27 protein-coding genes, 1 tRNA gene and 4 pseudogenes are annotated in these 26,575 nt (G+C 56.6%); 16 read left to right on the top strand and 16 right to left on the bottom strand.

All coding sequences use genetic code 11. The annotated features are described in order from the left end of the window. The first annotated feature begins 32 nt into the window (after positions 1 to 32). Positions 33 to 518 carry a hypothetical protein gene (locus AC4ANK_RS01315; protein WP_002555780.1) on the top strand — a complete coding sequence of 162 codons (486 nt, stop codon included), beginning with the start codon at positions 33 to 35 and terminating at the stop codon, positions 516 to 518. A 47-nt stretch (positions 519 to 565) separates the two neighbouring features. On the opposite strand, the gene gabP is transcribed toward AC4ANK_RS01315, so the two are convergent. Then, positions 566 to 1,957, bottom strand: a complete 1,392-nt coding sequence (gene gabP / locus AC4ANK_RS01310) for a GABA permease (protein ID WP_460383996.1) — start codon at positions 1,955 to 1,957, stop codon at positions 566 to 568. Positions 1,958 to 2,482: 525 nt separating this feature from the next. On the opposite strand from gabP, the gene AC4ANK_RS01305 reads away from it, so the two are divergent. The 5 genes from AC4ANK_RS01305 (at position 2,483) to AC4ANK_RS01285 (ending at position 6,755) form a co-directional block, all read left to right on the top strand. After that, positions 2,483 to 3,256, top strand: a complete 774-nt coding sequence (locus AC4ANK_RS01305) for an ABC transporter ATP-binding protein (RefSeq protein ID WP_002555782.1) — start codon at positions 2,483 to 2,485, stop codon at positions 3,254 to 3,256. 13 nt (positions 3,257 to 3,269) lie between these two features. Then, positions 3,270 to 4,034: an ABC transporter substrate-binding protein gene (locus tag AC4ANK_RS01300; RefSeq protein ID WP_002555783.1), complete on the top strand. Its 765-nt coding sequence runs from the start codon at positions 3,270 to 3,272 to the stop codon at positions 4,032 to 4,034. 66 nt (positions 4,035 to 4,100) lie between these two features. Continuing rightward, the gene (locus AC4ANK_RS01295; RefSeq protein ID WP_005730198.1) at positions 4,101 to 4,796 is read left to right on the top strand and encodes an ABC transporter permease; all 696 of its coding nucleotides are present in this window, start codon (positions 4,101 to 4,103) and stop codon (positions 4,794 to 4,796) included. After that, positions 4,793 to 5,482, top strand: a complete 690-nt coding sequence (locus AC4ANK_RS01290; protein ID WP_002555785.1) for an ABC transporter permease — start codon at positions 4,793 to 4,795, stop codon at positions 5,480 to 5,482. Before AC4ANK_RS01295 ends, AC4ANK_RS01290 begins: the two co-directional genes overlap by 4 nt. A gap of 1 nt (position 5,483) precedes the next feature. Continuing rightward, positions 5,484 to 6,755 (top strand): methyltransferase, encoded by a 1,272-nt coding sequence (locus AC4ANK_RS01285; RefSeq protein ID WP_460383992.1) that lies wholly within the window; start codon positions 5,484 to 5,486, stop codon positions 6,753 to 6,755. A gap of 295 nt (positions 6,756 to 7,050) precedes the next feature. Here AC4ANK_RS01285 and AC4ANK_RS01280 read toward each other — a convergent pair whose 3' ends face one another. The 3 genes from AC4ANK_RS01280 to AC4ANK_RS01270 all read right to left on the bottom strand — a co-directional run bounded on the left by AC4ANK_RS01280 (position 7,051) and on the right by AC4ANK_RS01270 (position 9,470). Beyond that, complete coding sequence (locus tag AC4ANK_RS01280) at positions 7,051 to 7,374, bottom strand: DUF6124 family protein (protein ID WP_002555787.1); 324 nt, start codon at positions 7,372 to 7,374, stop codon at positions 7,051 to 7,053. Between the two features lie 432 nt (positions 7,375 to 7,806). Next, the gene (locus AC4ANK_RS01275) at positions 7,807 to 8,820 is read right to left on the bottom strand and encodes a J domain-containing protein (RefSeq protein ID WP_002555788.1); all 1,014 of its coding nucleotides are present in this window, start codon (positions 8,818 to 8,820) and stop codon (positions 7,807 to 7,809) included. Between the two features lie 410 nt (positions 8,821 to 9,230). After that, positions 9,231 to 9,470 carry a hypothetical protein gene (locus AC4ANK_RS01270; protein ID WP_080718878.1) on the bottom strand — a complete coding sequence of 80 codons (240 nt, stop codon included), beginning with the start codon at positions 9,468 to 9,470 and terminating at the stop codon, positions 9,231 to 9,233. A gap of 107 nt (positions 9,471 to 9,577) precedes the next feature. Here AC4ANK_RS01270 and AC4ANK_RS01265 point away from each other — a divergent pair. The 4 genes from AC4ANK_RS01265 to AC4ANK_RS01250 all read left to right on the top strand — a co-directional run bounded on the left by AC4ANK_RS01265 (position 9,578) and on the right by AC4ANK_RS01250 (position 13,221). After that, a tRNA-Thr gene (locus AC4ANK_RS01265) sits at positions 9,578 to 9,653 on the top strand. A 797-nt stretch (positions 9,654 to 10,450) separates the two neighbouring features. Next, the gene (gene istA, locus AC4ANK_RS01260) at positions 10,451 to 11,965 is read left to right on the top strand and encodes an IS21 family transposase (RefSeq protein WP_460383989.1); all 1,515 of its coding nucleotides are present in this window, start codon (positions 10,451 to 10,453) and stop codon (positions 11,963 to 11,965) included. A gap of 20 nt (positions 11,966 to 11,985) precedes the next feature. Then, positions 11,986 to 12,741 carry an IS21-like element ISPsy14 family helper ATPase IstB gene (gene istB, locus AC4ANK_RS01255; protein ID WP_002552598.1) on the top strand — a complete coding sequence of 252 codons (756 nt, stop codon included), beginning with the start codon at positions 11,986 to 11,988 and terminating at the stop codon, positions 12,739 to 12,741. Positions 12,742 to 12,828: 87 nt separating this feature from the next. Next, complete coding sequence (locus AC4ANK_RS01250; protein ID WP_031599052.1) at positions 12,829 to 13,221, top strand: hypothetical protein; 393 nt, start codon at positions 12,829 to 12,831, stop codon at positions 13,219 to 13,221. Between the two features lie 1,198 nt (positions 13,222 to 14,419). Here the strand turns inward: AC4ANK_RS01250 and AC4ANK_RS01245 are convergent. Then, positions 14,420 to 14,785 carry a hypothetical protein gene (locus AC4ANK_RS01245; RefSeq protein ID WP_460383987.1) on the bottom strand — a complete coding sequence of 122 codons (366 nt, stop codon included), beginning with the start codon at positions 14,783 to 14,785 and terminating at the stop codon, positions 14,420 to 14,422. 63 nt (positions 14,786 to 14,848) lie between these two features. On the opposite strand from AC4ANK_RS01245, the gene AC4ANK_RS01240 reads away from it, so the two are divergent. From AC4ANK_RS01240 to AC4ANK_RS01230, 3 genes and pseudogenes are all read left to right on the top strand, one after another. Next, the gene (locus tag AC4ANK_RS01240; RefSeq protein ID WP_460382697.1) at positions 14,849 to 15,598 is read left to right on the top strand and encodes an IS5 family transposase; all 750 of its coding nucleotides are present in this window, start codon (positions 14,849 to 14,851) and stop codon (positions 15,596 to 15,598) included. 28 nt (positions 15,599 to 15,626) lie between these two features. Next, entirely contained in the window at positions 15,627 to 15,896 is a 270-nt protein-coding gene (locus tag AC4ANK_RS01235; protein WP_031598389.1) for a hypothetical protein, read from the top strand. A gap of 111 nt (positions 15,897 to 16,007) precedes the next feature. After that, positions 16,008 to 16,490: pseudogene (locus tag AC4ANK_RS01230) on the top strand (AbiV family abortive infection protein); the annotation flags it as partial. A 201-nt stretch (positions 16,491 to 16,691) separates the two neighbouring features. On the opposite strand, the gene AC4ANK_RS01225 reads toward AC4ANK_RS01230, so the two are convergent. Then, positions 16,692 to 17,441 (bottom strand): IS5 family transposase, encoded by a 750-nt coding sequence (locus AC4ANK_RS01225; RefSeq protein ID WP_460382697.1) that lies wholly within the window; start codon positions 17,439 to 17,441, stop codon positions 16,692 to 16,694. 90 nt (positions 17,442 to 17,531) lie between these two features. After that, positions 17,532 to 17,687 (bottom strand): annotated as a pseudogene (locus AC4ANK_RS01220) (type III effector); the annotation flags it as partial. A 473-nt stretch (positions 17,688 to 18,160) separates the two neighbouring features. Here AC4ANK_RS01220 and AC4ANK_RS01215 point away from each other — a divergent pair. Next, positions 18,161 to 18,583, top strand: coding sequence for a DUF1493 family protein (locus AC4ANK_RS01215; protein ID WP_005746664.1), 423 nt, complete (start codon positions 18,161 to 18,163; stop codon positions 18,581 to 18,583). A 319-nt stretch (positions 18,584 to 18,902) separates the two neighbouring features. Here AC4ANK_RS01215 and AC4ANK_RS01210 read toward each other — a convergent pair whose 3' ends face one another. Beyond that, entirely contained in the window at positions 18,903 to 19,883 is a 981-nt protein-coding gene (locus AC4ANK_RS01210) for an IS5 family transposase (protein ID WP_044424202.1), read from the bottom strand. A 176-nt stretch (positions 19,884 to 20,059) separates the two neighbouring features. Between AC4ANK_RS01210 and AC4ANK_RS01205 the strand changes: the two genes are divergently transcribed. After that, positions 20,060 to 20,797, top strand: coding sequence for a hypothetical protein (locus tag AC4ANK_RS01205; RefSeq protein ID WP_002551446.1), 738 nt, complete (start codon positions 20,060 to 20,062; stop codon positions 20,795 to 20,797). A 10-nt stretch (positions 20,798 to 20,807) separates the two neighbouring features. Here AC4ANK_RS01205 and AC4ANK_RS01200 read toward each other — a convergent pair. The 5 genes and pseudogenes from AC4ANK_RS01200 to AC4ANK_RS01180 form a co-directional block, all read right to left on the bottom strand. Beyond that, positions 20,808 to 20,917, bottom strand: a pseudogene (locus AC4ANK_RS01200) (GNAT family N-acetyltransferase); the annotation flags it as partial. A gap of 112 nt (positions 20,918 to 21,029) precedes the next feature. Next, the gene (locus AC4ANK_RS01195) at positions 21,030 to 21,320 is read right to left on the bottom strand and encodes a type II toxin-antitoxin system RelE family toxin (RefSeq protein ID WP_002551445.1); all 291 of its coding nucleotides are present in this window, start codon (positions 21,318 to 21,320) and stop codon (positions 21,030 to 21,032) included. Further along, positions 21,310 to 21,549 (bottom strand): type II toxin-antitoxin system RelB/DinJ family antitoxin, encoded by a 240-nt coding sequence (locus tag AC4ANK_RS01190; RefSeq protein ID WP_002551444.1) that lies wholly within the window; start codon positions 21,547 to 21,549, stop codon positions 21,310 to 21,312. The genes AC4ANK_RS01195 and AC4ANK_RS01190 overlap by 11 nt, the downstream gene beginning before the upstream one ends. 163 nt (positions 21,550 to 21,712) lie before the next feature. Continuing rightward, a complete protein-coding gene (locus AC4ANK_RS01185; RefSeq protein WP_460383983.1) occupies positions 21,713 to 22,186 on the bottom strand; it encodes a GNAT family N-acetyltransferase in 474 nt (157 codons plus the stop codon). 101 nt (positions 22,187 to 22,287) lie between these two features. After that, positions 22,288 to 22,837: pseudogene (locus AC4ANK_RS01180) on the bottom strand (GNAT family N-acetyltransferase). 159 nt (positions 22,838 to 22,996) lie between these two features. Here AC4ANK_RS01180 and AC4ANK_RS01175 point away from each other — a divergent pair. Beyond that, positions 22,997 to 23,491 carry a hypothetical protein gene (locus AC4ANK_RS01175; RefSeq protein WP_004667254.1) on the top strand — a complete coding sequence of 165 codons (495 nt, stop codon included), beginning with the start codon at positions 22,997 to 22,999 and terminating at the stop codon, positions 23,489 to 23,491. Between the two features lie 33 nt (positions 23,492 to 23,524). Here AC4ANK_RS01175 and AC4ANK_RS01170 read toward each other — a convergent pair whose 3' ends face one another. From AC4ANK_RS01170 to aguA, 3 genes are all read right to left on the bottom strand, one after another. Further along, positions 23,525 to 24,799, bottom strand: a complete 1,275-nt coding sequence (locus AC4ANK_RS01170; protein WP_002551441.1) for an OprD family porin — start codon at positions 24,797 to 24,799, stop codon at positions 23,525 to 23,527. Between the two features lie 214 nt (positions 24,800 to 25,013). Further along, on the bottom strand, positions 25,014 to 25,247 hold the full coding sequence (locus AC4ANK_RS01165; RefSeq protein WP_002551440.1) for a hypothetical protein: 234 nt from the start codon (positions 25,245 to 25,247) through the stop codon (positions 25,014 to 25,016). A 222-nt stretch (positions 25,248 to 25,469) separates the two neighbouring features. Then, positions 25,470 to 26,573 (bottom strand): agmatine deiminase, encoded by a 1,104-nt coding sequence (gene aguA, locus AC4ANK_RS01160; protein ID WP_460383980.1) that lies wholly within the window; start codon positions 26,571 to 26,573, stop codon positions 25,470 to 25,472. Positions 26,574 to 26,575 lie beyond the last annotated feature (2 nt).

The following is a 26,575-nucleotide window of genomic DNA, read 5'->3' as shown; positions in this document are numbered from 1 at the left end:
CATCGCATTTCACGCCAGCCAAAGGACCGCTCATGGCCTCGCCACACAAGCAGCAAAAACGTGCCAAGCGCGCAAAAATCAAGGCCAAGCAGAACCGCTCGGGCAAGGGCACAACCAGCCTCGTCCACCCGGTGTTTGCCTCTGCGCTGGTCAATCTGCCGTTTGATGACGTCGAACTTGATCTAAGCACGTTCGACTTCAAAGACATTGTAGAGAACGGCTTCGACCCGGCCGACTATGATGATCTCTTCGTGGCCATGAAAGCCGCTGAAGCCATCAGCCAACTGGCGCTGTGCGTCGTTTTCCTGCAGTACCCGGTGCTGGCACTGGTCGTTTCCGAAGAGGACGAAGACCCTGCCACAGACTTCATGATGGGCCTGCTGATCGTGTACCGCGCCATGTACCACGATGAAGACGAAGACACGGCGATCGAATGGATCGAAAGCCCTGCCTTCCAAAAGGATTACACCCTGGCATCCGATCTGCTGATGAAGCGAGACACCAAGGCCGCACGCTGATCGAGATCGTGCCGACGCAGAGCGTCAGCACGATAGTCAGCGGCCAATCAACCCAGCGCAGCAGCGCCCACGCGGCCGGCCTTGCGGCGACGCGATACGATCAGGCCAGCGCCGATCACCAACAGGCTGAGTACGCCGGTGGCGATGATTTCGAGGCGATGCTCTTCCTGCAGCAGCATGATGGTCAGCACCGCGACGATGAACGCGATCACAGCCCAGGTCAGCCATGGGAACAGCCACATCTTGAAGTCGATGGCCTCGCCCGCAGCGATGCGCTTCTGGCGCATACGCAACTGCGACACCGCGATCACCAGGTACACCAGCAGTGCGATGGCACCGGAGCTGGCGAGCAGGAAATCGAATACGGCCGCAGGCGCGATGTAGTTGGCGAACACGGTCAGGAAAGCTGCCGCGGTCGACATGATCACTGCCCAGTGAGGCGTACCGCCCTTGCTGGTGCGCTTCGACACGGCAGGTGCATCGCCGCGCTTGCCCAGCGAGAACAGCATGCGCGAAGCGGTATACAGGGCCGAGTTCAGGCAGCTGGTCACAGCAACCAATACCACCAGATCGACAATCAGCTTGGCGTTCGGAATACCCATCGCATCGAGCACGGTCTGATACGAACCTACCTCGGCCAGGCGCGGATCGTTCCACGGCACCAGCGACACAACGATGAAGATCGAAACCAGATAGAACAGGAAGATCCGCCAGATCACCGAGTTGGTGGCCTTGGTGATCTGCTTGCCAGGGTTCTTGGACTCCGCCGCAGCGATGGTCACAATTTCGGTGCCCATAAACGAGAACATGGTGGTCAACATCGCCGCCAGCACCGCGCCCATGTCGTTTGGCAGGAAGCCACCGGTATCAAACAGATGGCTCACGCCACTGACGTTACTGGTGGGCAGCAGGCCAAAAATTGCCGCAACACCCAGCACCACGAACGCGATGATCGCCACAACCTTGATCAGCGCAAACCAGAACTCGAATTCGCCGTAATTCTTCACACTGAACAGGTTGGTCGCGGTCAGCAGCAATGTGATGACCAGCGTGAACATCCAGATCGCGATGTTCGGGAACCAGGCATGCAAAATGGTCGCGGCGGCATTGGCCTCCAGCGGGATCACCAGCACCCAGAACCACCAGTACAACCAGCCGATGGTAAAGCCGGCCCAGTGCCCGATAGCGCGGTCGGCATAGGTTGAGAACGAACCGGTGTCTGGCGAGGCAACGGCCATTTCGGCCAGCATGCGCATCACCAGCACCACCAGCGTACCCGCAGCGGCGTAGGCCAGCAGCACGGCAGGGCCTGCCTCGGCAATCGCATGGCCGGAGCCGACGAACAGACCGGCACCAATAACGCCGGCAATCGACAGCATCGTAATGTGTCGCGGTTTCAGCCCTTGTTCGAGCTCGGAAGAGTTAGCGGTACTGCTCATAAAACCACCTGTGCAAGACGAGCGAGGCACACCGAAGCGTTACGTAAAAAGAAAGCTACGGTGCCGTTCTTTATTATTGACGCAAGAATTGCGCCAAAATATTTCGAAAACGACGTCGCTTAGAGAATACGAGGCCTGTGGCTTAGCCCGTGAGGCATGCAAGACGATGGCTTTTATACGCAGTCTGTAGGATTTGTTACCAAACGCCTCAGATTCATCTACATGCACGCACCAAAAATGCCCCAAACCTTCCTCAAAGCGCAAACATGGTGCAGAAATCAGACCACCACTCAGCAAATGCTACTTCCAACACCAGGCCAAAGCTGGCAACATCGCGCCTTTTTCGCGCACGCCCCTGTTTTGCAGGGCATGGTACTTGCCTTCATGCGACCGTCCGCTGCCCGGATGAGACAACCCGTCGAGCGCCTCCACGCTCGACACAATACGTCGATGGTTGTCCTTTAAACGCTGTGCTAGCTTGGCGTTCGCTGGCAGCCAGCGCGCACACTTCAATGAGGACCCCACATGGCCGAGGCCACGCCCGCCCTGGAAATCCGCAACCTGCACAAGCGCTACGATCAGCTTGAGGTGCTCAAAGGCATCTCGCTGACCGCTCGCGACGGCGACGTCATATCGATCCTCGGCTCCTCCGGTTCCGGCAAGTCCACGTTGCTGCGCTGCATCAACCTGCTGGAAAACCCGCATCAGGGCCAGATTCTGGTGGCCGGCGAAGAATTGAAGCTCAAGGCAGCGCGCAACGGCGACCTGATTGCCACCGATAACCGGCAGATCAACCGCTTGCGCAGCCAGATCGGTTTCGTATTTCAGAACTTCAACCTGTGGCCGCACATGAGCGTGCTCGATAACATCATCGAGGCCCCGCGTCGCGTTCTGGGCCAGAGCAAGGCCGAAGCCATCGAGGTGGCTGAAGAGCTGCTGGCCAAGGTGGGTATCGCCGACAAACGCCATGCCTACCCTGCGCAGCTCTCCGGCGGGCAACAGCAGCGCGCCGCCATCGCGCGTACGCTGGCCATGCAGCCGAAGGTCATTCTGTTCGACGAGCCGACATCGGCCCTCGACCCGGAGATGGTTCAGGAAGTACTCGGCGTCATCCGCGCACTGGCTGAAGAAGGCCGGACCATGCTGCTGGTGACCCACGAAATGAATTTTGCACGTCAGGTATCAACTGAAGTGGTGTTTTTGCATCAGGGAATGGTCGAAGAACAGGGCACACCGCAGCAAGTATTCGAAAACCCGCTGTCGGCAAGGTGCAAACAATTCATGTCGAGTCACCGCTAACGGAGCAACACCCATGCAGTCGTACAAAAAGATCTTGCTGATCGCAGCGGCCACCCTTGCCTTCAGCGGCAGTGCCTTTGCTGAAACAATGAAAATGGGCATCGAAGGTGCCTACCCGCCGTTCAACAACAAGGACGCGAGTGGCCAGGTGGTGGGCTTTGACTATGAAATCGGCCAGGCCCTGTGCGCCAGGATGAAGGTCGAATGCGAAGCGGTGACGTCAGACTGGGACGGCATCATCCCGGCGTTAATGGCCAACAAGTTCGACTTCCTGATCTCGTCGCTGTCGATCACCGAAGAGCGCAAGCAGGTGGTCGATTTCACCAACCCGTATTACTCGAACAAGCTGCAATTCATCGCGCCGAAAACTTCCTCGATCGACGTATCGAGCACTGAAAAAGCCAAAGAAAGCCTTGCCGGCAAGTCAGTGGGTGCACAGCGATCGACACTGGCCGCCACCTGGCTGGAAGACAAGCTCGGGATCATGGACGCCAAGCTCTATGACACTCAGGAAAACGCCTTCCTCGACCTGTCCTCCGGTCGCGTCGACGCCATGCTGGCCGACAAATACGTCAGCTTCGAGTGGCTGAAAAGCGAAGCGGGTCAGAACTTCGAGTTCAAGGGCGAGCCTGTCGTTGAAGACGACAAGATCGGCATCGCCGTGCGCAAGGGTGATGATGCCCTGCGCGAGCGCTTGAACGCGGCCCTGAAAGAAATCATCGCTGATGGCACCTACAAGAAGATCAACGACAAGTATTTCCCTTTCAGCATCCTCTGATTCACCTGACCGCGTCGCCGCCGCTTCCTGTCGAAGCGCGGCGACCGGCCCTGACAAAGCCTGCCCATGAACATTGATCTCCACGGATTCGGCCCGGCCCTTGCGGCTGGCGCGCTGATGACGGTCCAGCTTGCACTCTCGGCCCTGTGCCTGGGGCTGATACTCGGACTGCTCGGCGCCTTGGCCAAGACCTCGCCCTACAAGCCTCTGCAATGGCTGGGCAGTACCTACTCGACCCTGGTACGCGGCATTCCCGAACTGCTTTGGGTGTTGCTGATTTACTTCGGCACCGTCAACGGCATGCGCGCTCTGGGCAAACTGTTCGACATTCCTGACCTGGCCCTGAGCGCTTTCTCTGCCGGGGTCATCGCCCTGGGCATTTGCTTTGGTGCCTACGCGACCGAAGTGTTTCGCGGCGCGATTCTGGCCATCCCCAAAGGTCATCGTGAAGCCGGGCTGGCGCTGGGGATGTCACGCTCGCGCATCCTCTTCAAACTGGTCCTGCCGCAGATGTGGCGCATCGCCCTGCCCGGCCTGGGCAATCTGTTCATGATTCTGATGAAAGACACCGCGCTGGTCTCGGTGATAGGCCTGGAAGAAATCATGCGCCACGCGCAGATCGCCGTGGGCTTCACCAAGCAAGCGTTCACCTTCTACATGGTCGCGGCCTTCATGTACCTGGGCCTGACCGTGCTGGCCATGGCCGGCATGTACTTCCTTGAGAAGCGTGCCAGTCGCGGCTTTCTGAGGAGCGCGTCATGAACTGGGAAGTCATCATCAAGTGGCTGCCACGCCTGGCACAGGGCGCGACCCTGACCCTTGAGCTGGTGGCGATTGCCGTCATCGCCGGGCTGATCCTCGCCATCCCGATGGGCATCGCCCGTGCATCGCGTCACTGGCCGGTGCGCGCCCTGCCCTACGCCTACATCTTTTTCTTCCGCGGCACACCGCTGCTGGTGCAACTGTTTCTGGTCTATTACGGCCTGGCACAGTTCGACGTGGTGCGTCAGGGGCCGCTGTGGCCATACCTGCGTGACCCTTTCTGGTGTGCGGTTGTCACCATGACCCTGCACACCGCCGCCTACATCGCAGAAATCCTGCGTGGCGCCATTCAGGCCGTGCCGGTCGGTGAAGTCGAGGCTGCGCGGGCGCTGGGCATGTCGAAATGGAAAGCATTGTTCTACATCGTCCTGCCCCGCGCGGCACGTATCGGCCTGCCTGCCTACAGCAACGAAGTCATCCTGATGCTCAAGGCCAGCGCACTGGCAAGCACCGTAACCCTGCTGGAGTTGACCGGCATGGCCCGCACGATCATCGCCCGCACTTACTTGCCGGTAGAAATTTTCTTCGCCGCCGGTATGTTCTACCTCGTGATGACGTTCGTGCTGGTACAAGGCTTCCGCCTGCTGGAAAAGCTATTGCGTGTAGACGCCAGTCAGGGGCGCTGATATGAAGGGTGCTGGCGTCGACCCAGTCAGCACCTTGCCCCGCGAGGCCGCCACTATGCCCACTGAACCTTGCTTGCAGGATGAACACCTCGGCAGCCACTTTCGTGCGCTGGACAGCTTTCTGTTCGCGCATCAGGCCTTGTGGCGGCCCAAGCCGTTCACGCACCTGCGTCTGCCGTGGGAAGACAAATACCCGGACCTCGCAAACTGGCTGCGGCAACGCACGCTGGAACAGGCCGAGGCCGCGCATAACCACCCGGAACAACTCGACGCGCCGTTTCCGTTCCCGCAACTGGCCGCCGAAGCCGTCGCCCTGAGCCACGTCGCTGAACTGCCTTCACATCCTCTGGAGCCAGTCGATGCGCGCATGAGTGTCGACGTGCCGGGGCGCAAATGGCAACAGATCGAAGCCTTCGCCAGCCATCTGGACATGCGTGATACCACCACTCACTGGCTGGACTGGTGCGCAGGCAAAGGCCACCTGGGGCGGCGCCTGACCGGGCGCGGTCAGCGTCTGACCTGCCTGGAGCACGACCCGGCGCTGATCGAAGCAGGCCTGGCACTGAGTACGCGGCAAGGCATCGACGCCAGGCATGTGCAGCAGGATGTAATGGCCGACGACGCCTGGCGCTGCCTGCAACCCGAGCACACGCCTGTGGCGCTGCATGCCTGCGGCGACCTGCACATTCAGCTGATGGAGCTGGCAAGACAGACCGGCTGTCGGCACATGGCAATCGCGCCATGCTGCTACAACCGCACCCGGCACGACCTGTATCGACCGCTGTCCAGCGACGGCAAGGCATCGGGTTTAAAGCTGTCGCGAGACGAACTCGGCCTGCCACTCAGCGAAACCGTGACGGCTGGCGCTCGCGTGCGTCGTCAACGCGACACCTCGATGGCCCGCCGTCTGGGCTTCGACCTGCTGCAGCGCAGCTTGTGCGGCATTGACGATTACTTGCCCACGCCTTCGCTGCCGACATCCTGGCTGGATGCGTCCTACGCGGACTACTGCAATCATCTGGCGCGACTGAAGAATCTGCCAGCACCGGGCCAGCAGGACTGGGCTTCTCTGGAAGCCGCTGGCTGGAAGAGACTGGCCGAAGTGCGCAACCTGGAACTGGTCCGCGACCTGTTTCGGCGTCCGCTGGAGATGTGGCTGGTGCTCGACAGGGCAATGTATGTCCACGAGCAGGGCTACAGCGTCAGCGTTGGCACTTTCTGTGACAGCCGGATTACACCACGCAACCTGCTGATTCTGGCCCGAAAATCGTGACCTAAATCGATTGAGCAACCTGTGGATAAGTCTGTTGATGAAAATGTGGATGAGTGCGTTAAAGCTTGGCGCGCCAGTTACTAAAGCCCCTTATTTTTTCCCGCAATCCTTTCCGTACCCCGCAAAAACAATGCCTTGCGGCGCATCAGGCCAATGTGCGCACATCTGGTAACGCGCGTATTTTTTTATCAAGCAATTGTGCATAAAGATTTGGTAAAGGCTCTGGAACAAGCCTTTTATCTGGCTCAATCGTGCACACGCAAGTGCCTGTGCACGACTTGTTTAGTGCGAGGTTTCAGACCTCTTCGACACACTCCAGCGAGCGCTCGACCATGACTTTGGCCATTTCCAGCATGTGCATGGAGGCAAACGCCAGGTCGCGTTGCGCACCGGACAATTCATCGCCCAGTTCGTGGGCAGTGGCCGATGCACAGCGCAGGAAATCCAGCGCATGCACCAAGGTTGCTTCCAGGCTGATGAAGTCGAACTTGCTGTCGTGGGGTTCTTTGTCAGTGCGGGGGATTGGCAGGTAACACGCCATGGCGCGCTTGACGACCGCCTTGTCGAAGATTGGCGCGGTGCTGGACTGTTTGGGTGGGTCGGGGGTTATTTTGACCATGCTTAGCTCTCTCCTCAATGGAACTGCCACTGGGGTCGCGACTAAACGAGTGAGGTGGCAGCTGTGCGAAGGTTAGTCGACCGGGAGCTAAGACCGGCGCACCCGAAGGTGCCCTCGCGCACAGCCGCCATAAAGTGCAGGAAGAAGACCTGACCAAAACAGCGACGCGATACGCCTTAACTCAAATCCGGGCGACTAAACCCGATCGCTGATATGCAGCGACGGGCGGAGATTAGAAGCACACATCGAGAGGCGCAAGCGGTCGGGGATTCTCTCGGAAATGTCCTTCAAAAGAAAGAGACCAAGCCTGCAAAAACCGGCCTGAAAGCGTTGCAAAAGATGATCTCTGCACACAATTGCCGAAGCCCGTAGGAGCGGACTTGTCCGCGAAGACTTAACAGACGACGCGGTACTCACGTCACAGCCCAACCGCTAAAACTGATCATCCTTCAACCGCGCAAACGGCACGCTACGGTTCTGCAACTTGCGCAACGTCAGCTTGTACGCACTGGACTTGATCTGACTGCCCATCGGCGTCTCTTCCAGCAAGATCCGACCCGACGCAAAGGCACAGCCCGTGCTCATCATCTTGTACTTGAGCAGATACAGCCCCGGGTCCATCTTGGCGAACGTAAACACCGCACCGGCCGGCACAAACGCATGCCGAAACGCCCTGCGCCCCACCGCATCCGTGACCTTGGCATACACCGCCGACTCGCCCGCCGAGTTATCCACCGTGATCTGCGACCAGCCGTTGTCCTTGAGCAACGGCATATCTTTCACGTAACCCGCCTTTTCCGGCCAAGGCGCGCCCATCGGATCCAGCGCCGGCACCTCACACTCCGACGTCACCGCATCAACCGGCTTGGCCGGGCTGGCCACAGGCTCTTCAACCGGCGCGGCGGGCGCTGGCTTGACCCACGTCTGCGCCACCGGCACCGGCTCGGCTGGCACAAACGCCTTGCCAGCACCCGGGTCATAACCCATCCACGCCCCGGCTGCGCAAAACACCACAAACACCAGCGCCCAACGCCACGCACTGCGGCGCCGCTTGTCACTGGAAGGCGATGAAGAGGAAGGAGAAGCCTTGGGCGCCGGGCCCGTCCGAGCGGCCCGAGAGGGCGTTGCAGTGGCAGTCGCAGAGTTTGCGGCGTATACATGCACCGCCTGCCCACCCGCCGCACGCGCCTGCTTGCGCCGCAACGCGTCCATACGAGCCTTGTGCTCATCTGCAGCAAGCTGCGCATCATAAGCCGCACGCCGCGAAGGGTCCGCCAGCACATCATGAGACGCGTTGACCACGCCCATCATGTCCGAGGCATAAGGGTCGGAATTCCTGTCCGGGTGCAGCTTCTGCGCCAGCTTGCGATAAGCCTTCTTGATCTGCTCAGGAGAGGCATCGCGAGCAACACTCAGCAGCTCGTAATGCGTGGGCGTTCTCTGCATTGCACTTGCTGTCCATGGCTAACTGCCATTTTTGATACAGATGTATCGGCCAAAAAGCCCATATCTCCAGTGCAAATGCAACGCAACAAGAACCAGCCCACAAGAAAATGCCCGAATCCAGAGGATCCGGGCATTTCTTGAAACATCAATGAAGCCTTCGTGAGCGTCCAGACGCACATTCATGCGATTCAGACAGCAATCCTCAGCCCCACCTTGCGCAAGACCCGACAGGCCAGACGCAACTACAAATATCCTTCAACAACTCCTCAGCGAATGACCAGCCTGCGGCAAAAAAACCCCAAACCCGGTTACGATCCATCGCATTACTCATCAGATAGTCCTTTATCTGCTGGCTGAAAAGCTAACGTCCCATGCTGCTGACTCAGTAGCCCGGGCCGTTGAGAACAAGCCTATGCAAAGCCCTCCCGCCCTGCAACAGCCCCAAAATGGTGGGGTCGGATGGGTGCCTGTTCATACGCCAAATCGCCATCAACGCTGGGCGCATTGGTTTGCGCGACCAGGTTAAAAATCCATTGCTTTGTCAGGCACAAGCTATATGCGTCAAAGGCGAAATCAGCGTTCAAAATCGCATTGCTCACACACATCAAACAGACCAATCCATCAAAACCAACGGAAACGTCCTGCACCATCACCCGTCCGCATCCCACCCAAAGCGCCAATGGTCGATTTTTTTCAACTGAATCAGACAGCTAGGCTTTACAAGCGCATCAGAAGCTATATACTCGCAGCCCATTACGCCGGTATAGCTCAGTTGGTAGAGCAACTGACTTGTAATCAGTAGGTCCCGGGTTCGACTCCTGGTGCCGGCACCATATAAATCAAGGGCTTGCAGCGATGCAGGCCCTTGTTTTTTGTCCCGCACGTAACAACGCACGTAATAAGCCGTCCAGAACGGTACGCACCAGGGCCAGCGGGCATCCTGAACTCGATCGGTTACGGGGAGTGATAGCCTCATAAATTGAGCCTCACGAGGATGTGTGCACACATGTCTGCCACACACCCTACACACGGGAAAAAATTTTCCGGTGCATACCTAAAAAGTGCGTCAGAAGTGTAAGTGAGATTTTTAATCTCTCTAAAATCCTTATATATCAATGCCTTAGCATGAAAATCTAACCGTAAGCGGACTGTCAGAAAGGCGTAAGCGCAGGACAGTTTGTGAGTGTAAGTGAGCATGACTGTAAGCCACTGATTTTAAAGGACATTTTTCAACGCCTTCTCTCACTTACACTTTTTGACGACTCGACTGTAAGTGAGGATCCCCAATGAATACGGGGGTTTCAGGGCTTTTTCTCGCTCACTTACGCCACTTACGCGTGAGGAGGGGGTATACCTGAAAAAGGTTTTCAGTAGCCCATCCGAAAACACCCTCTAAACTCCCCTCGCCTCATATCGCTGACCGGAGAACACCGTGCCGAAGCCCAGTACCCGTGCCCCTATTCCACAGATTGAGTGCGGATTCCACGACTATCCGGACACTCATTCCACAAGCATCTGGACACCGATTCCACGGCCATCCGGACACTTTCAGGCAGGCAGCAACGCAGGACTATTCACTACTATCGACCTCTTTTTTCGAAGCGAAGAGGTCGTCGTGGAGCGTTTATCCATGCATAAAATCCGAGAGGTACTACGCCTAAAGTTCGACGCTGGCCTGTCCGTGCGCAAGATCGCCGCCAGCTTATCCATCGGCCATTCGAGTGCAGGGGATTACCCTTGCCGGTTCGCCGCCAGTGGGCTTCAGTGGCCCATCGATATTTCTGACGCGGAGTTGAATCGACGGCTGTTTCCACCGGCAGTGCCAGTGCCGACCGACCAGCGCCCAATGCCTGACTGGGCATGGGTACACGCGGAGTTGCGCCGCCCCGGCGTCACTTTGGCCTTGCTCTGGCAGGAATATCGACTCGCTCACCCGCAAGGCTTCCAATACAGCTGGTTCTGCGAGCACTACCGCCTTTGGACCGCCAAGGTCGACGTGGTCATGCGCCAGGAGCATCGTGCTGGCGAAAAGCTGTTCGTCGATTACGCCGGGCAAACAGCGCCGGTCATCGACCGACAAACCGGCGAGATCCGTCAGGCTCAGATCTTCGTCGCCGTTCTCGGCGCGTCCAGCTACACCTTTGCCGAGGCCACCTGGTCGCAGAAACTGCCCGACTGGCTGGGCTCGCACGTCCGATGCTTTGCTTTTTTCGGCGGCACAACGCAGATCCTGGTGCCCGATAATCTGCGCAGTGGCGTGACTAAAGCGCACCGTTACGAGCCGGATATCAACCCCAGCTACCGCGATCTGGCCGAGCATTACGGCGTCGCCGTCTTGCCTGCTCGCTCGCGCAAGCCCAAGGACAAAGCCAAGGTCGAAGTCGGCGTGCAAGTGGTCGAACGCTGGATCCTGGCGGTGCTGCGCAACCGCCAGTTCTTCTCGCTTGGCGAACTCAACACAGCCATCGCGCTACTGCTGGATCGCCTCAACCACAAGCCCTTCAAAAAGCTGCCCGGCTCACGCCGGTCAGCCTTCGAGGCCATCGACCAACCGGCCCTGGAAGGCCTGCCGGAACACCCGTACGTCTATGCCGAATGGAAAAAGGTACGCGTCCATATCGACTATCACGTTGAGGTCGATGGCCACTTTTACTCGGTGCCGTACCAGCTGGTGAAGCACCAAGTCGAAGTGCGGCTCACGGCCCAGACCGTCGAGTGCTTCCACGCCAACCAGCGCGTGGCCAGCCACCTTCGCTCGCAGCACAAAGGCCGCCACACCACCCAAACCGAGCACATGCCCAAGAGCCACCGCGAGCACGCCGAATGGACACCGCAACGGCTGATCCGCTGGGCAGAGCAGACCGGGCCTAACACCGCCGGCGTCATCACCTACATCCTCGAACGCCGAATCCATCCGCAACACGGCTTCCGCGCCTGCCTGGGCATCCTGCGCCTGAGCAAACAGCACGGCGAAGCGCGGCTGGAAGCCGCGTGCCAGCGGGCGCTGGCACTGGGCGCATGCAGCTACAAAAGCCTCGAGTCGATCCTGCGCCAAGGGCTGGAGCGCCTGCCGCTGGCCCAGCAAAACCTGCCGCTGCTGCCTGACGAGCACATCAACCTGCGTGGCCCGGGCTACTACCACTGACCTGAGAAAGGAGCTTCGAAATGCTACCGAATCCAACGCTCGACAAGCTACAAACCTTGCGCCTGCACGGCATGATCAAGTCGCTGGGCGAACAACACGCAACGCCTGATATCAATGATCTGAGCTTCGACGAACGCTTCGGTCTGATGGTCGATCGCGAGCTGACCGAGCGCGAAGACGCCCGCCTGACCACCCGCCTCAAAGCCGCGCGGTTGCGCCACAACGCCTGCCTGGAAGACATCGACTACCGCAGCCCGCGTGGCCTGGATAAGGCCTTGATCCTGCAACTGGGCAGCGGCCAATGGCTGCGCGATGGCCTGAACCTGATCATCGGCGGGCCGACGGGCGTAGGTAAAACCTGGCTTGCCTGCGCGCTGGCTCACAAAGCCTGCCGCGACGGTTACAGCGTGCGCTATCTGCGTCTGCCGCGCTTGATGGAAGAACTAGGCCTGGCCCACGGCGATGGCCGCTTCGCCAAATTGATGGCCGGCTACGCCAAGACTGACCTGCTGATCCTGGACGACTGGGGCCTGGCACCGTTTACCGCCGCGCAACGGCGCGACATGCTTGAGCTGCTGGACGACCGCTACGGCAACCGCTCGACGCTGGTGACCAGCCAAATGCCAGTGGACAAATGGCATGCGTTGATCGGCGATCCGACCTTGGGCGATGCGATCCTCGACCGGCTGGTGCATAACGCTTATCGAATTGAACTGAAGGGTGAATCGATGCGCAGGCGCGCAACGAAATTGACGGCGGCAGGGGCTTCAGACTAACAATGCAAACCTGCGTCGCTGCGCTCCGACTGCCTGTCCGGATAAGCGTGGAACGAGTGTCCGGATGTTGGTGGGCTGAGTGTCCGGATGACGTGGAATTCGCAGATTGAGATGATCAAGAAGGGAGGCCAGTGGGAGGTCCATTGGGATTACCAGGAGGGACCCGCGAGCTTGGTTCTGTTCAACCGTGCCGAATATCTGCGCGGTTACATAGATGGTGTATTGGACATGCTCCGCATCGCTCCAGAGAGGGTTTGCTGTGCGAGCGGTGTGACTGGCACCGTTAAACGACTCGATCAGAAGCAAGCCGAGGCGCTGCACAGTGCCTTAAGTCAGTTGCTGATACCGATGGTAGAAGCTGAGTTCGCCCGAATAGCTCGCAACGCAGATCAGCCACACCTTCGCAGCACATATGCAATCGAATGCAACGTGGGAAACGTTGTTGATACGGCTACAGCCGCTGGCCCGCTTGCCCTGTAGAGGTCGGATCTAATCCAGCCACCGTGGCCCTGATGCACAGTTTTGGGACTAGTGTCGATTTAGAAAACTGCCCCTTTCCCCGGTTTTCCAATTTTTGGCCCAGGCTGGCCGGGCCTTCAAGGATTTGCCCCTCCGGGGCAGTCCTGTAGCTCGTTGTGCCAAGCAATGACATTTTTCTGCATAACATTGCACGTTGTGCAATTGCCGCTCCGCTGCGCGACCCCACAGCCGGCCTGGGCTGGAGTGCTGCTTTCATCGCATCCGGGTTTGCACAAAAAACGGACGTAAAGCCCGTCGGCGGGAGGGGGATAAGTGCTTTTTCGGTCAGATTTTTGTTGCGACGGATTTTTTCTGATCGGCGCTGATGTGGCCGGAAACCGGCCTACCTGACCAGTCCATGACTTTCTGGGGGGCAAAAAAAAACCGCCTTAGTAGGACGGTTTTTTCCGCAAGCTCAGTTAGTAGCTGGCTTGCTGTCCTCACAGGAAGCTTTCAACATGCTCGGAGTTTACTTTCGACAACGGACTGACGTAAACCACAGCGGTCGGACGTGGCGGGTGAGCGATCGGTCCATTGCACGCCTCTAAGATAGTGAGATAGGAGGAATACTGTTGCATGCTAGAACTAGCGGACGGCGTACTTACGTATCCGATCGAAGCACAATTAGACTTGCCTAAATAGAGCAACGTGTCCTAATGCAGATCGTGGTCATTCCAATGAAACGCAAAAAAGTAGCATTGGAGCGAATAGAGCGGGATGAGAACGAAGCTATACAGGGAAATGTGGTAGTACAGCATACTCATTCAGAGCATTTAGACAGCCCCTAAATTGTCTGCGTGAATCAGACTGCGTATGCCAAAGAAAAAGAAGTGACTCCCGGACTTGCTGGACGTCACGCTGAAAACTATGGCCCACAATTTTTTACTGCATGGGGTTTATTACATCAACAACTGTGCTTACGGCCAGCACAGAGGTTGCAAGTATCCATAAGAAATTGCAGAAGCATACCAGCACAGTTAGCGTTGCCTGTCCACTTACAAACAGGCGACCAAACGTACAGAGCTTAAGGCACGCAAAATCTTGCAGCAAAGCAAACAAAACACTATTAACAAATATGATGTATTTTCAGCTTAAAATTGCTTAGCTATCACACAGGCCGTACGCAAACTAGAATGAAGTCACGCACGGCCTGACGCTGTTACCAGTTCCTGTAAGGGCTCAGGGTCGACATTCGCATAGATCCGCTTGGGTTCATAGTTGCGGCATAACGGTCTGGAGACTCAGGCATGTCAGCGTGAATCTCCATTGCATGCTGAATTGCTTCGCGCATATCATTCCAATCACTTATAGCACTACGCATTTCACTAACATTTTGATGCGGCCGCATTCCCGGGTTTACTCCTGACTCTCCTGTCATATATCTATGCTGCATATCCGCCATATGAAACGTATGCTGCGTTTGACTATAAAGAGCGTTGTGTCGACTCCTAAGGCTTGCAGGTGCATCGTTACTGATAAAGGCATGCTGCTCTCTAGGGTCTGTTCCCGTTTCGACGTAACCCATTGATCTCTATGAGAACAGGCCCGTATTGTTGGAGTTCTCACACAACACCAATACGAGCCTGCAATGCCCCGATTAATGCTCAGTGATGAGCACTGGCCGAAGCTTCGAGAAATTTTGCTGCACGAATCGATCTACAACAAGCGAGATTTGCGCACCACGGTTGAAGGCATGCTGTACCGCATGCGTGTGGGTTGCCCTTGGCGAGACCTGCCGAAAGCGTTTGGAAACTGGAGCAAGGTCTACAAGCGGTTCAATGCCTGGTCTGCTTCAGGCAAGTGGGTCAAGGTGCTTGAGGTGCTGATGACCGATCCTGACATGGAGTGGGTTTTCATTGATGGCAGCTATGTAAAGGCTCATCAGCACAGTGCAGGTGCTGCCAGCACGCAGGACCAGGCCATCGGAAAAAGCCGAGCCGGTAACACCAGCAAGATTCACCTGGCTGTAGACGCTTGTGGGCTGCCCATTGCATTTGACGTGACCGGAGGCCAGACCAATGATTGTTCGCAGGCGGCCTCGTTGATTGCCAAGATGCCCAATGCAGAAGTGATCATTGCGGACAAGGGCTACGACACTGAAGCGATACGCGCTCAGGTCGAGCAGCAAGGCAGCAAAGTGGTGATTCCACGAAAGCGCAATTCTCTGAAAGGGAACGCAGATCTGGACAAAGGGTTATATCGCAATCGACATCTCGTAGAAAACGCCTTTGCCCGGTTGAAGCATTTCCGGGCGGCGGCTTCTCGGTTCGACAAACTCAAGAGAAACTATGAAAGCGTCATAGCAATGGCCTGCGCTTTTCTGTGGCTGCCAATGTGAAACGGGAACAGACCCTAGGAAAATCTCCATGGCAAGCAAGAAGCCGCCTCACCCTTTGCGAGCAAGTGAACTAGAGCGCTTCGAGCGGAACCTGGCTAATTGGTTGAAGCTGGACCCTGACCATGCTATGTACCACCGCTTCCAAGGTATGTTGGAAAGCCAAATCGTCACCCTCCAGATATGCGGGGTTATCACTAGCCAAGGAGCCACAAAGCTGCACGTACGTATGGGTGAAGCGAGGCGTGAGATGAACGCTTCGGATGCCGAACGAAAGAACGAAGGCTTAAAACTGGTTTGATGTAGGAAAAATCAGCAACGCCCAAGCCCCGCACCTGCGGGGCTGAGGCAGTATAGGAACGCCAATTTGGATTCTACACTCACCGCTAAAAACAAGGATGATTGAAGACCAATGAAGCCAACGAAAATGGAGTCTTACAAAGGGATTTTGGATTGCGCTCAGGTCGCAGAAGGAATCAACGCGGCGAACGCCAACGCACGCCGTTTGGCGACCGATGCCCAAACCCTGTTGGACGCGGGAAGCTTTGCTACCGCTGCATCCCTTGCCGCTCTTGCCATCGAGGAATCGGGAAAAGTCTCCATCCTCAGAGCTATCGTCTTAACAGAAGATGAGAAGGCATTGAGGTCTGAGTGGAAGAGGTACCGGTCCCACACGAGCAAGAACTGTCACTGGATTTTTGCTGACCTAGTAGCAAAGGGCGCGAATCACATCTATGACTTAAGTCCAATTTACGATGATGCTTCGGATCATTCGAGTATTTTGGATCAGTTAAAGCAACTGGGCTTTTACACGGATTGCTTGAACGAGCATGCTCATTGGTCAAAACCCACTGATGTCATCCATGTAGAACTGGCGACTGCCCTAGTGAACTCAGCCAAGCTATTCAGTCAGCGGTCACTGGTAACGGAGCGCGAAATCCAAATATGGGTTGAGCACATGAAACCATTTTGGAACAAAGATTTGCAGGGAATGAAGCAAGCCCTGGTCAACTGCTACAGCGCCATGCAGCTAGAAGGCTTCCAAGTTGAGGGTCCCAACAAAATGGCGGAATTCGTCCTAGGGTCTGTTCCCGTTTCACATTGGCAGCCACAGAAAAGCGCAGGCCATTGCTATGACGCTTTCATAGTTTCTCTTGAGTTTGTCGAACCGAGAAGCCGCCGCCCGGAAATGCTTCAACCGGGCAAAGGCGTTTTCTACGAGATGTCGATTGCGATATAACCCTTTGTCCAGATCTGCGTTCCCTTTCAGAGAATTGCGCTTTCGTGGAATCACCACTTTGCTGCCTTGCTGCTCGACCTGAGCGCGTATCGCTTCAGTGTCGTAGCCCTTGTCCGCAATGATCACTTCTGCATTGGGCATCTTGGCAATCAACGAGGCCGCCTGCGAACAATCATTGGTCTGGCCTCCGGTCACGTCAAATGCAATGGGCAGCCCACAAGCGTCTACAGCCAGGTGAATCTTGCTGGTGTTACCGGCTCGGCTTTTTCCGATGGCCTGGTCCTGCGTGCTGGCAGCACCTGCACTGTGCTGATGAGCCTTTACATAGCTGCCATCAATGAAAACCCACTCCATGTCAGGATCGGTCATCAGCACCTCAAGCACCTTGACCCACTTGCCTGAAGCAGACCAGGCATTGAACCGCTTGTAGACCTTGCTCCAGTTTCCAAACGCTTTCGGCAGGTCTCGCCAAGGGCAACCCACACGCATGCGGTACAGCATGCCTTCAACCGTGGTGCGCAAATCTCGCTTGTTGTAGATCGATTCGTGCAGCAAAATTTCTCGAAGCTTCGGCCAGTGCTCATCACTGAGCATTAATCGGGGCATTGCAGGCTCGTATTGGTGTTGTGTGAGAACTCCAACAATACGGGCCTGTTCTCATAGAGATCAATGGGTTACGTCGAAACGGGAACAGACCCTAGTTAACCCGGCAGCATCTGCCAAAGCGTGCCTGACGTTGAGCAGCTGACCTGATGACACATCATTATTATCGTCGTTCGAGTTGTTACTGGCCCGATCTGGGGAGTTTACCTGATGGGCCATGCTGGATCCGCCGACACATATATTTCCCATTTGTACATACCCTCTTCAATTCAGTAGTTATAGCGACCGCTGAGTGGTCATCGGGGGCAGGTCGGTTCCACACCGATGGTAGATAAATGTGAAGCCCCTAAAAAATATTGCGAGCACCCCGGGAGACTGTCAGAAATTTTGTGTTCGGGCATAACATGTAGCTAGAGGTGCATGTATGCCGACCAAAAAGAAGTCCGCCAATGCAACAGCGAGAGAGTTGCCCTCGATTCCCCAAGAGCTGATCGAGCAGTGTGTTTGGCCATGGTTTCATTGGTCAACTGCATGGGTATCCCTCGTCGATGTACAGTGGGCGCTCAGTGAGTCCAATTGAGGTGACAATCTGAGATGCATTACAAGATTATTGCCCACTCTGCGGGCTGGGCGTATACGGCGGCGGAGCCAGGGCTGATAGCCTACAAGACAGTGGTCACTTATAACTCCGTTGTGAGCAGCGAAGATCAGGTTTTTTAGCCATGCACGAACCCCTTGATTACAAAATAATGGATAGCATCGTCGTCTGTATCCACGATACCGCAGGCTTTGGAAGGAAGGCATTTGAAAGCTTCAGCTTGGCGACCGATGTCGCGAGGGACATGGGTGTAGATGGCGACGATTCAAATGATCTGATGGTCGAGTTCTTCGAAAGGTTCTCTATCGATCTTAACGATTACGACCCTTATCGGTACTTTTTGGAAGAAGGTTTCAACTTCTTTTCCTTCAGACGCGCCAAAGACAGACGCGGAAACATACCGCTGAGAGTGGGCATGTTGTATTTAGCCTTGAAAGCGAGACGTTGGGATACACAAGCATTTGAACAAGCCACATTCAGCGATGCCCCACTATATGAGCGCACAGAAGATATTCCGATTGATGGCTACAAGATAAAGAGCCGTTGATCTTGCCTATGTGATCCGCGTGGCATGCCTGCCAAATCCCAAGCGCCTTACGAAAAGTGCATACTCCCGGTGATGATGTCAGGTTGCAGCAATCCACATAATTCAAACCTCCTTTCAGCGTGACGGAGGTTTCCTGTAAGCATGGCCTTGAGCAGGTCACGATCCATTAAGGGCTATCGGGAAAGAAAAGCTAAGGATGCTCCGATCAACTTGCCGCGCAGCGGTGGCAAGCCGTAATTTGCCAGGCACATAGCGCTATTTTTCTGAAAACGGTCTGATGCAGTGTGAGTCGAGCGCGTTTTTCGCTCGGTTTTCCGTGTTAAGCGCGCAACTCACCCAAACCCATTAGTCGCTTTCGAGCCATCCACAGGTTCGACAGGGCGAACAGCGTGGTCAGTTGGGCCGTGTTTTTCATCAGCCCACGAAAGCGTACTTTCACGTAACCAAACTGGCGCTTGATGACCCGAAACGGATGCTCGACCTTGGCGCGTGTCTGCGCTTTGCAGTACTCGATCTTGCGCTTGGCTTTGTACAACAGGCTGCGTTTGTTCAGCTTGGAATACGTGCTGCGCCGCGCCGCGATTTGCCAGATCACGTTACGATTTTCGTGCTCTTCACGCTTCTCGACACCGGTGTAGCCAGCGTCCGCATAGACCGCGTTTTCTTCCCCGTGGAGCAGTTCGGCGACTTGAGTGACATCGGCCACATTGGCCGCAGTGCCATGGACGTGATGAACCAGTCCAGACTCAACGTCAGCGCCGATGTGGGCCTTCATACCGAAGAAATACTGGTTACCCTTCTTTGTCTGATGCATCTCGGGATCACGCTCGCCGTCTTTGTTCTTGGTCGAGCTTGGGGCATGAATAATGGTGGCATCGACGATGGTGCCCTGGCGTAGCGACAGGCCTTTTTCCTGCAAATAACCGTTGATGACCGCGAGGATTGCAGGAGCCAGTTGATGTTTCTCCAGCAGGTGCCGGAAGTTCATGATCGTGGTGTCTTCCGGTATCGGCGCACTCAACGTCAGGCGTGCAAACTGGCGCATGGGGGTGATTTCGTAGAGCGCTTCTTCCATGGCCGGATCACTCAGGGAGAACCAGTTCTGCAGCAGGTGAATGCGCAGCATGGTTTCCAGCGGATAAGGTTTTCTGCCACCGCCGGCCTTGGGGTAGAACGGTTCGATCAGGCCCAGCAGACCTGTCCAGGGGACGACCTGATCCATCTCGGCGAGGAAGCGTTCGCGGCGTGTCTGCTTGCGTTTGCTGGCATATTCGAAATCGGAAAAGCTCATCTGGCTCATGGGAGGCTCGGATCAGGTGGTCAGGCGATTTTCGCATAACCGGGACTTGTTCGGAGATTCCCTAACGAGGCAAAGCTCACTGTAACAACCTGAACACATTACCCCAGCCATACCCCTCAAGCTCCCCCCCACTCCGTCGATACCCTCCTTACACCCCGCAATCATGGATCGATGAAATGGTTATCTCACTACCCCCCGGCAACAACACCTCTCCAACCATCACCCTGCCCAATTCAGGCATCACGCTCACGCCGCAGCCGCTCACCGATGCGCAGAAAGAAGCGCTGAAGAACGCTGCCGCCAACACGCCTGCCGTTGTTTACCACCCGAGTACCGAAGTGCCTGCAACCACTGAGCCGATGGAAGCAGTCGATACCTGGATAGGCCGTTCGCAGTCGCCTGACTTCCCGCAGAAGGCGGCGCAGCACAGTAACTCTACAGAGGCGTTGAAGACTTCGTATGAAGCGTTCAAGTCGACGCTGGCGTCTGTCTATCCGGATCTGGCCAGCAAGAAGTTTGGCTTCACGATTGAGGCAAACGGCAATCTGAAGGCGACCAACAGTTCCGGTGAGTTGAGCGATGCGGACACTCAGCAATTAAACACGCTGCTGAATGCGTCCAGTGGGCTGAAAGCTGCAGCCGCCACCTACCGGGAGACGGCTATCGATATGGTCGATGCCGATTCACCGTGGAGCGGCAGTTATCTGGGACGGTACAACCTGACCAAGGAGAACTTCGCCAGCTCGCTGGATCTGGGCGCGTTGTTTATTCCCAAGACGTCGACGCCATCGAAAGATCAGATCGACGGCATGTTCTTCAATCAACTGGCGTACAAAGGTGAGCTGCACACCCAGGAAACGGAAGCGGCGATGCTCGCTGCACGTGCGGCCAAAAAGGCCGCCACGGAGGGTTGATCAACACCAGTCAGCGACTCGTCAGCCGTTGCGGGCGGACATAGTAGTTATCCAACTCGCCGCTCTCAACGAGCTGAAAACCGTGCCGATGTAGAAGCGGTTGGAGTCGCTTTCTTCAAGGCGTCGGTGCGGAATCTTGATTCGGTTGCAACTGGCGAAGCATCAAAATGATGTAGGGACTATCCAGCGACAGGCGGCATGCTCAGTCAGGACGCAATAACGCGGCCCTGATTTACCTACCCAGCCGGTCCGTCGCCTTGCGATAAACCTCTTCCCGTTCACGCTTGTCTACCGCAACCACGAAGACCACAACCTCTTGGTCAATAACCTGATAAACCAGCCGATAGCCGCTACTGCGCAGTTTGATTTTGTAGCAGTCAGGCAATGCATGCAGACGATTGGCTTCAACACGCGGAGCAACCAGAATCGTAGCCAGCTTTTTCTTGAGCTGCTGACGCACGGTATCTCCTAATTTGTGCCATTCCTTTAGAGCCCGCGCATCGAATTCGAGGTTATAGGTCATCCAGTGAAACCTTGACCCGCTGCGGAGCTGCAAGGCGCTCGCGCACAGTTGCCAACAGCGCTTCGTCTTCCTCTGTCATCAGAACCGTCTTGAAGGGTAGCTGACCACGCTCAGCTACGTACTGCAGGGTTTGGCGCAGCAACTCCGAGGGGGTGACGCCAAGCTTTTCCAGCTCGAGGTAAGCACGCGCTTTGAGATCGTCGTCGATACGAACGTTGATAGACGCCATGTGGGCATCCTCCAGTGTAATGACATTTGTATTTACAGTGAGGCAAAGTGGCCATTTTTGCAAGCAGCTGTAAAGATCATTTAGATCCCTACGCTCTCGCTGATCAGCTCGAGCTGCGCGTACAGCCAAAAACGTGACAACTGCGGATTAATATTCCAACCCGTCAGCACATCGGCAGACGTTGCGGGCGGAGGTAGTAGTTGTCGAACTCGCCGCTCTCAACGAGCTGAAAACCGTGGCGGATGTAGAAGCGGTTTGAGTCGCTGTCTTTCAAGGCGCCTACCCGTACTGTCGAGGCGGTTGCGTCTGCTTGCGCGAACACCTGCCGAAGCACTGCAGAACCAATGCCCTGCCCTTGAAAGGCGGGCTTGATGTATAGGTGATCCAGCAACAGGCCATCGCTGGTCGGTTTCACGACCATAAAGCCGACCTTACTGCCGTCTACCTGGATGTAGTGTGTGCATGGCGCAGAAAACCCTTCACGAAAACGCTCTCGGGCGCGCACCGGGTCGAACCGACCAACGCGCTCGAGGCTTTCGCGCATGGCTTCGATACGTATGGCCACCAAGGTTTCGAAGTCTTCGGGGTGGACCATTACCAGGGTAATGTCGGGCTCGGTCTTGCGGGTCAACGGCATTCGGGTCGCCCTCTGTTTATCGGGAATATCACTGGGCTCATGGTTTTGGGCAACAGATTAGTGCCCGGTCGGCCTCTACGTCAGATGTTCGAAGTGACTGTTTACAGCCCCCGCGCCGACCACTCCTCCCGCGTCATCTCCCAGACTTCCACTTCGAACCGCCCGCTGACGAACTCACCCTCGTGCGTGCTCACTATGCGCATGCCTTCGTTGATCGAAATACGCCGCGAGGCTTCATTCGGGGCGGCTTTGGGTACCTGCATCACGGGCATACCCATTACTTCGAACCACTGTCGATTGACCACACGGCAGGCCTCTTTCATGTAGCCGTTACCTTGCCAGTCCGGGTGTAGCCAGAAGCCGCGGTTGTTGCCGCGGTGGGTCATGAGGGTAATGCTGCCGATGATCTCCCGGGGCGCGCTGTGCAGACGGATCATCCAGTGCCACTCGGTGCCAAGCGCAATGGCTGGCAGCGCAACATCCTGAATGTAGTGCAGCGCACCGTCCTCAGGGTAAGGCCAAGGAACGCGGTTGTTCAGGTACTGCACGATTTCCCATAGCGGGAAACGCTGCTGGACAGCTGGCGCATCCTCTAGCTTCAGGGGCGTCAGCAGTAGGCGGTCTGTGTAACAGCGTGGGGGTGTTAGTCATGACTATGTCCCTCTCCGTTGAACAGTGCTCACAGGATGAACGGTCCCGTATGCCGGGGATTAAGTCGAACTGCTTGATGCACAAGGGAGTCTATCCAGCATCTTTTACAAATCGGTAACGCCAGTGCCCAGAATCATTACGGATCAGACACCCCAAAGCGTGGTGGATGAGCAGCAGGTCAAATTGTTTGGCTCGCCCAAGGAACGGCTGGATTTCTATCGACGCGAAATTCATTACGAAACCACCAATCTGTCCAACCGCACCAACGCCTATTTATCAGCACAGTCGTTTCTGGTGATTGCTTACGCGTCGTCCATGGCGAACATGAACACTGAATGGGGCGCGATGTTCACGCTGGTGGTGCCGCCGATGCTGGCCTTGCTGGGGCTGCTCAGCACGCTGTTCGCCTGGCCGGGTATTCGGGCGGCTTGCGACATCATTCAACACTGGCATCACAAACAGTCTCAGTTGCTGCTCAGCGAGCCCGTCATCGGGCTGACCTATGACGACTCACCGCTGTTCAGCGACTGGGAATCCAGCGAAACAGGGCCGAAAAAGTCCTTGCTGTTCTCCAAGCGCAGCCCTTGGCTGTTCAGCTTTTTCTGGATATTCCTCGGCGGCTTCGCGGTGTTTGTGCAGTTGATTGCGGATTGAGGCGGCCTTTTTTGCCAGGCCGCCTCCCTCACATCAAAAAACGTTGATCGGGTAGTCGACGAAGATACGCGTCTCGTTGCCTTCGCTGTTGTACGCCAACGCATCATCCGAGACACGCAGGAACGAGTTGCGCAGGCGGATCGAGAGGTCCTTGGCCGGGCCGCTCTGAACCACGTAGGTCAGCTGACTGAAGATCTCGCGTTCGGTGCCATCGCCGCTTCCAGGCGTGCCGTCGTCGATATTGTCGCCGCGTACATAAGCCGCTTTGTAGCTCAGACCGGGCATGACCAGGCCGGACAGGTCGACGCCGTAGGCAGCCTGCCAGGAGCGCTCGTCCTTGCCGTTGAAGTCGGACCAGTAGGAGTTGGCGAGGTAGATGGTGTTGCCGCCATCACCAAAGCCGCCATCATTGCGATAGCCACCGTAGGCGTAGCCCATGTCGCCGGTGCTGCGCTGGTGTGCGAGGGTGAAGGAGTGGATGCCCACAGCCCAGGTCGCGGCCAGGCTCCAGATTTTGTTGTCACGCGCATCGCTGGTGGTGAAGTCCTTGTCCAGCTTGGTCTTGTAGCCGTTGAAGTCGAAGGTCAGCGACTGATCTTGCGGCAGAGCAAAGACGTAGTTCAGGTTGACGTACTGCTTCTTGAGCACGTCTTCGTTGTCGGAGGCGTAGAAAGCTGCACTGAATGCATCTGTGAACTTGTAGCTGGCACCGTAGACGTTGATGCTTTTCAGATCACCGCTGTCGCGACCCTCAGCACTTTTACGCGCCTCCTGGGTGAAACGTCCGGCAACCACTTCAAGCCCGTCGATCTCTTTGGAGGTGATCATGGTGCCGGTGTAGCTTTCCGGCAGCAGACGGGAATTGTCGTAACTGAGCACTGGCAACTGAGGCATCTGGTCGCCGTACTTGATGACGGTATTGGAGATACGGGCCTTTACCGCCGCACCTGCACGGGACAGGTCATCGGCAGCAGCGCCGCTGTCACCTTGCTTGAAAAAGTCGATGCCGCCATTGCCGCTGCGACCCTTGCCGCCATCCAGACGGATGCCGTACAGGGCAAAGGCATCAACGCCGACGCCCACAGTGCCCTGAGTGAAACCGGACGCGAAGTTGCCCATGAAAGCCTGGCCCCATTCGGACTTGTCTTCACGGTCGTTCTTGTAGTCGCGATTGATGTAGGCGTTACGCAGGTTGACGATCAGCCTGCTGTCTTCGACGAAACCCTTCGAGTCTGCCTGCCCTTCGGCCATGGCCTGACTGGCGCTGATGATGCCCAAAGCGAGCATGCCCATACGTTTGTTAAGCATCTTGTCTTCCTTTTCTGCGAATTGACACGCGCTGCAGCGACCGCCAATGGCTATCGGGGCCTCCAGCCTCTGAACAAGCAGTATAGAAGGCGACACGAATTCATCGCAGTGGACTGCTGATGCACGTACAGGATTGAGCCGCAGACGGTGGGACGCGAATCCTAGTCCCGACGCATGGGGGTGTCAAACACGCAGATGGCCGGCCTAGAGCGGCTCAGCCAAGTTTGCCGGAGCAATCAACACGCTCGGTCAACACGCGGAGCAACGCTTCGAGCTCGGCCTCGTTGAACAGGCCTGCCGGGTAACGCTGTAACAACATTGCGCGAACATCCGGTCTGGATTTCGCGGGCCTGGTCGTCCTTAACCAATCCGCCACTAGCTGGCGGGCCTCGTTACTGAGAGAAGCAGAAAAACCACGAGCACGCTGCTGGTTCATACCTGCGTTCATAACGAAAACCTCTTGATTTCATGAGGGGCTAAATCTACTCACGCCATATGACAGTCAAGCTAAGAAAACGAAGGTTTACCAACCTGCTTCAGGGGTAGCGCTCTGCGCATCTGTTACAGGATGTTACTCGACAGGTAAAAACAAAAAGCCCATCGGGTGATGGGCTTGATACAGCAAGAACGGGACCAGTTGCGCCCATCCGATGTTACTAGTTATTTCTAACTAGGCCTTGTGAGGGGCCGGTTGCTGCTGCGTCAGGCAGTGAATATTGCCGCCACCGAGCAGTAATTCGCGGCCAGGTGCCATCACCACTTCGTGCTCTGGAAACAGTGTTTGCAGGAGCTCACGGGCCTTTTCGTCCATCGGATCGTCGAAACTCGGCGCAATGATGCCGCCATTGACGATCAGGAAGTTCACATAGGACCCGGCCAAACGCACTGAAGGGTTGCGTTCCTGACTGCCGTGCACCTGATCGACGCCTGCACATTCTTCTTCTGTGGCGAACAATGGTCCGGGAATCGGCATTTTATGAACGATAAACGCGCGCCCTTTTGCATCCAGTGTGTTTTCCAAAATACCCAGCGCCGCATGGCAACGTGAATAGTTGGGGTCTTCGGGATCATCGGTCCAGGCCAGTAACACCTCACCCGGACGAATGTAGCAACAGAAGTTATCCACATGCCCATCGGTTTCATCGTTGAACAGGCCATCTGGCAGCCAGACAACTTTATCCACAGCCAGATAATCACCGAGGATTGCTTCGATCTGTTCGCGGGTGAGGTGCGGGTTGCGGTTGCGATTGAGCAGGCACTCTTCGGTGGTAATCAGCGTGCCTTCGCCGTCGACGTGAATCGAGCCGCCTTCCAGCACGAAGCCTTCGGTGACGTAACGCGGGCAGCGCTCGATTTCCAGTACCTTGCTGCCCAGCTGAGAGTCCAGGTTCCACGGCGCATACAACCCGCCGTCGAAGCCCCCCCAGGCATTGAATTCCCAGTTCACACCGCGCACTTCGCCACGGTCGTTGATGACGAACGTCGGGCCGCTATCGCGCACCCAGGCGTCGTTGCTGCTCATTTCCACAACCCGGATCGGCATGTCCAACCGCGCACGAGCGTTGTCGTACTGCGCGGCAGACACGGCCACGGTAACCGGCTCAAAGCGGGCGATGGCCTTGGCGATCGCAACGTGGGCGGCCTGGGCGGGCTTGCCGCCCAGGCGCCAGTTGTCCGGGCGCTCGGGCCAGACCATCCAGACCTGGGTTTGCGGTGCCCATTCGGCCGGCATGTGGAAACCGTCGGCGCGTGGCGTGCTATTGAGCGTGGTCATGG

This window comes from Pseudomonas sp. Pmew2 (assembly GCF_058129885.1).
This window is presented reverse-complemented; position numbering and strand designations above follow the sequence as displayed.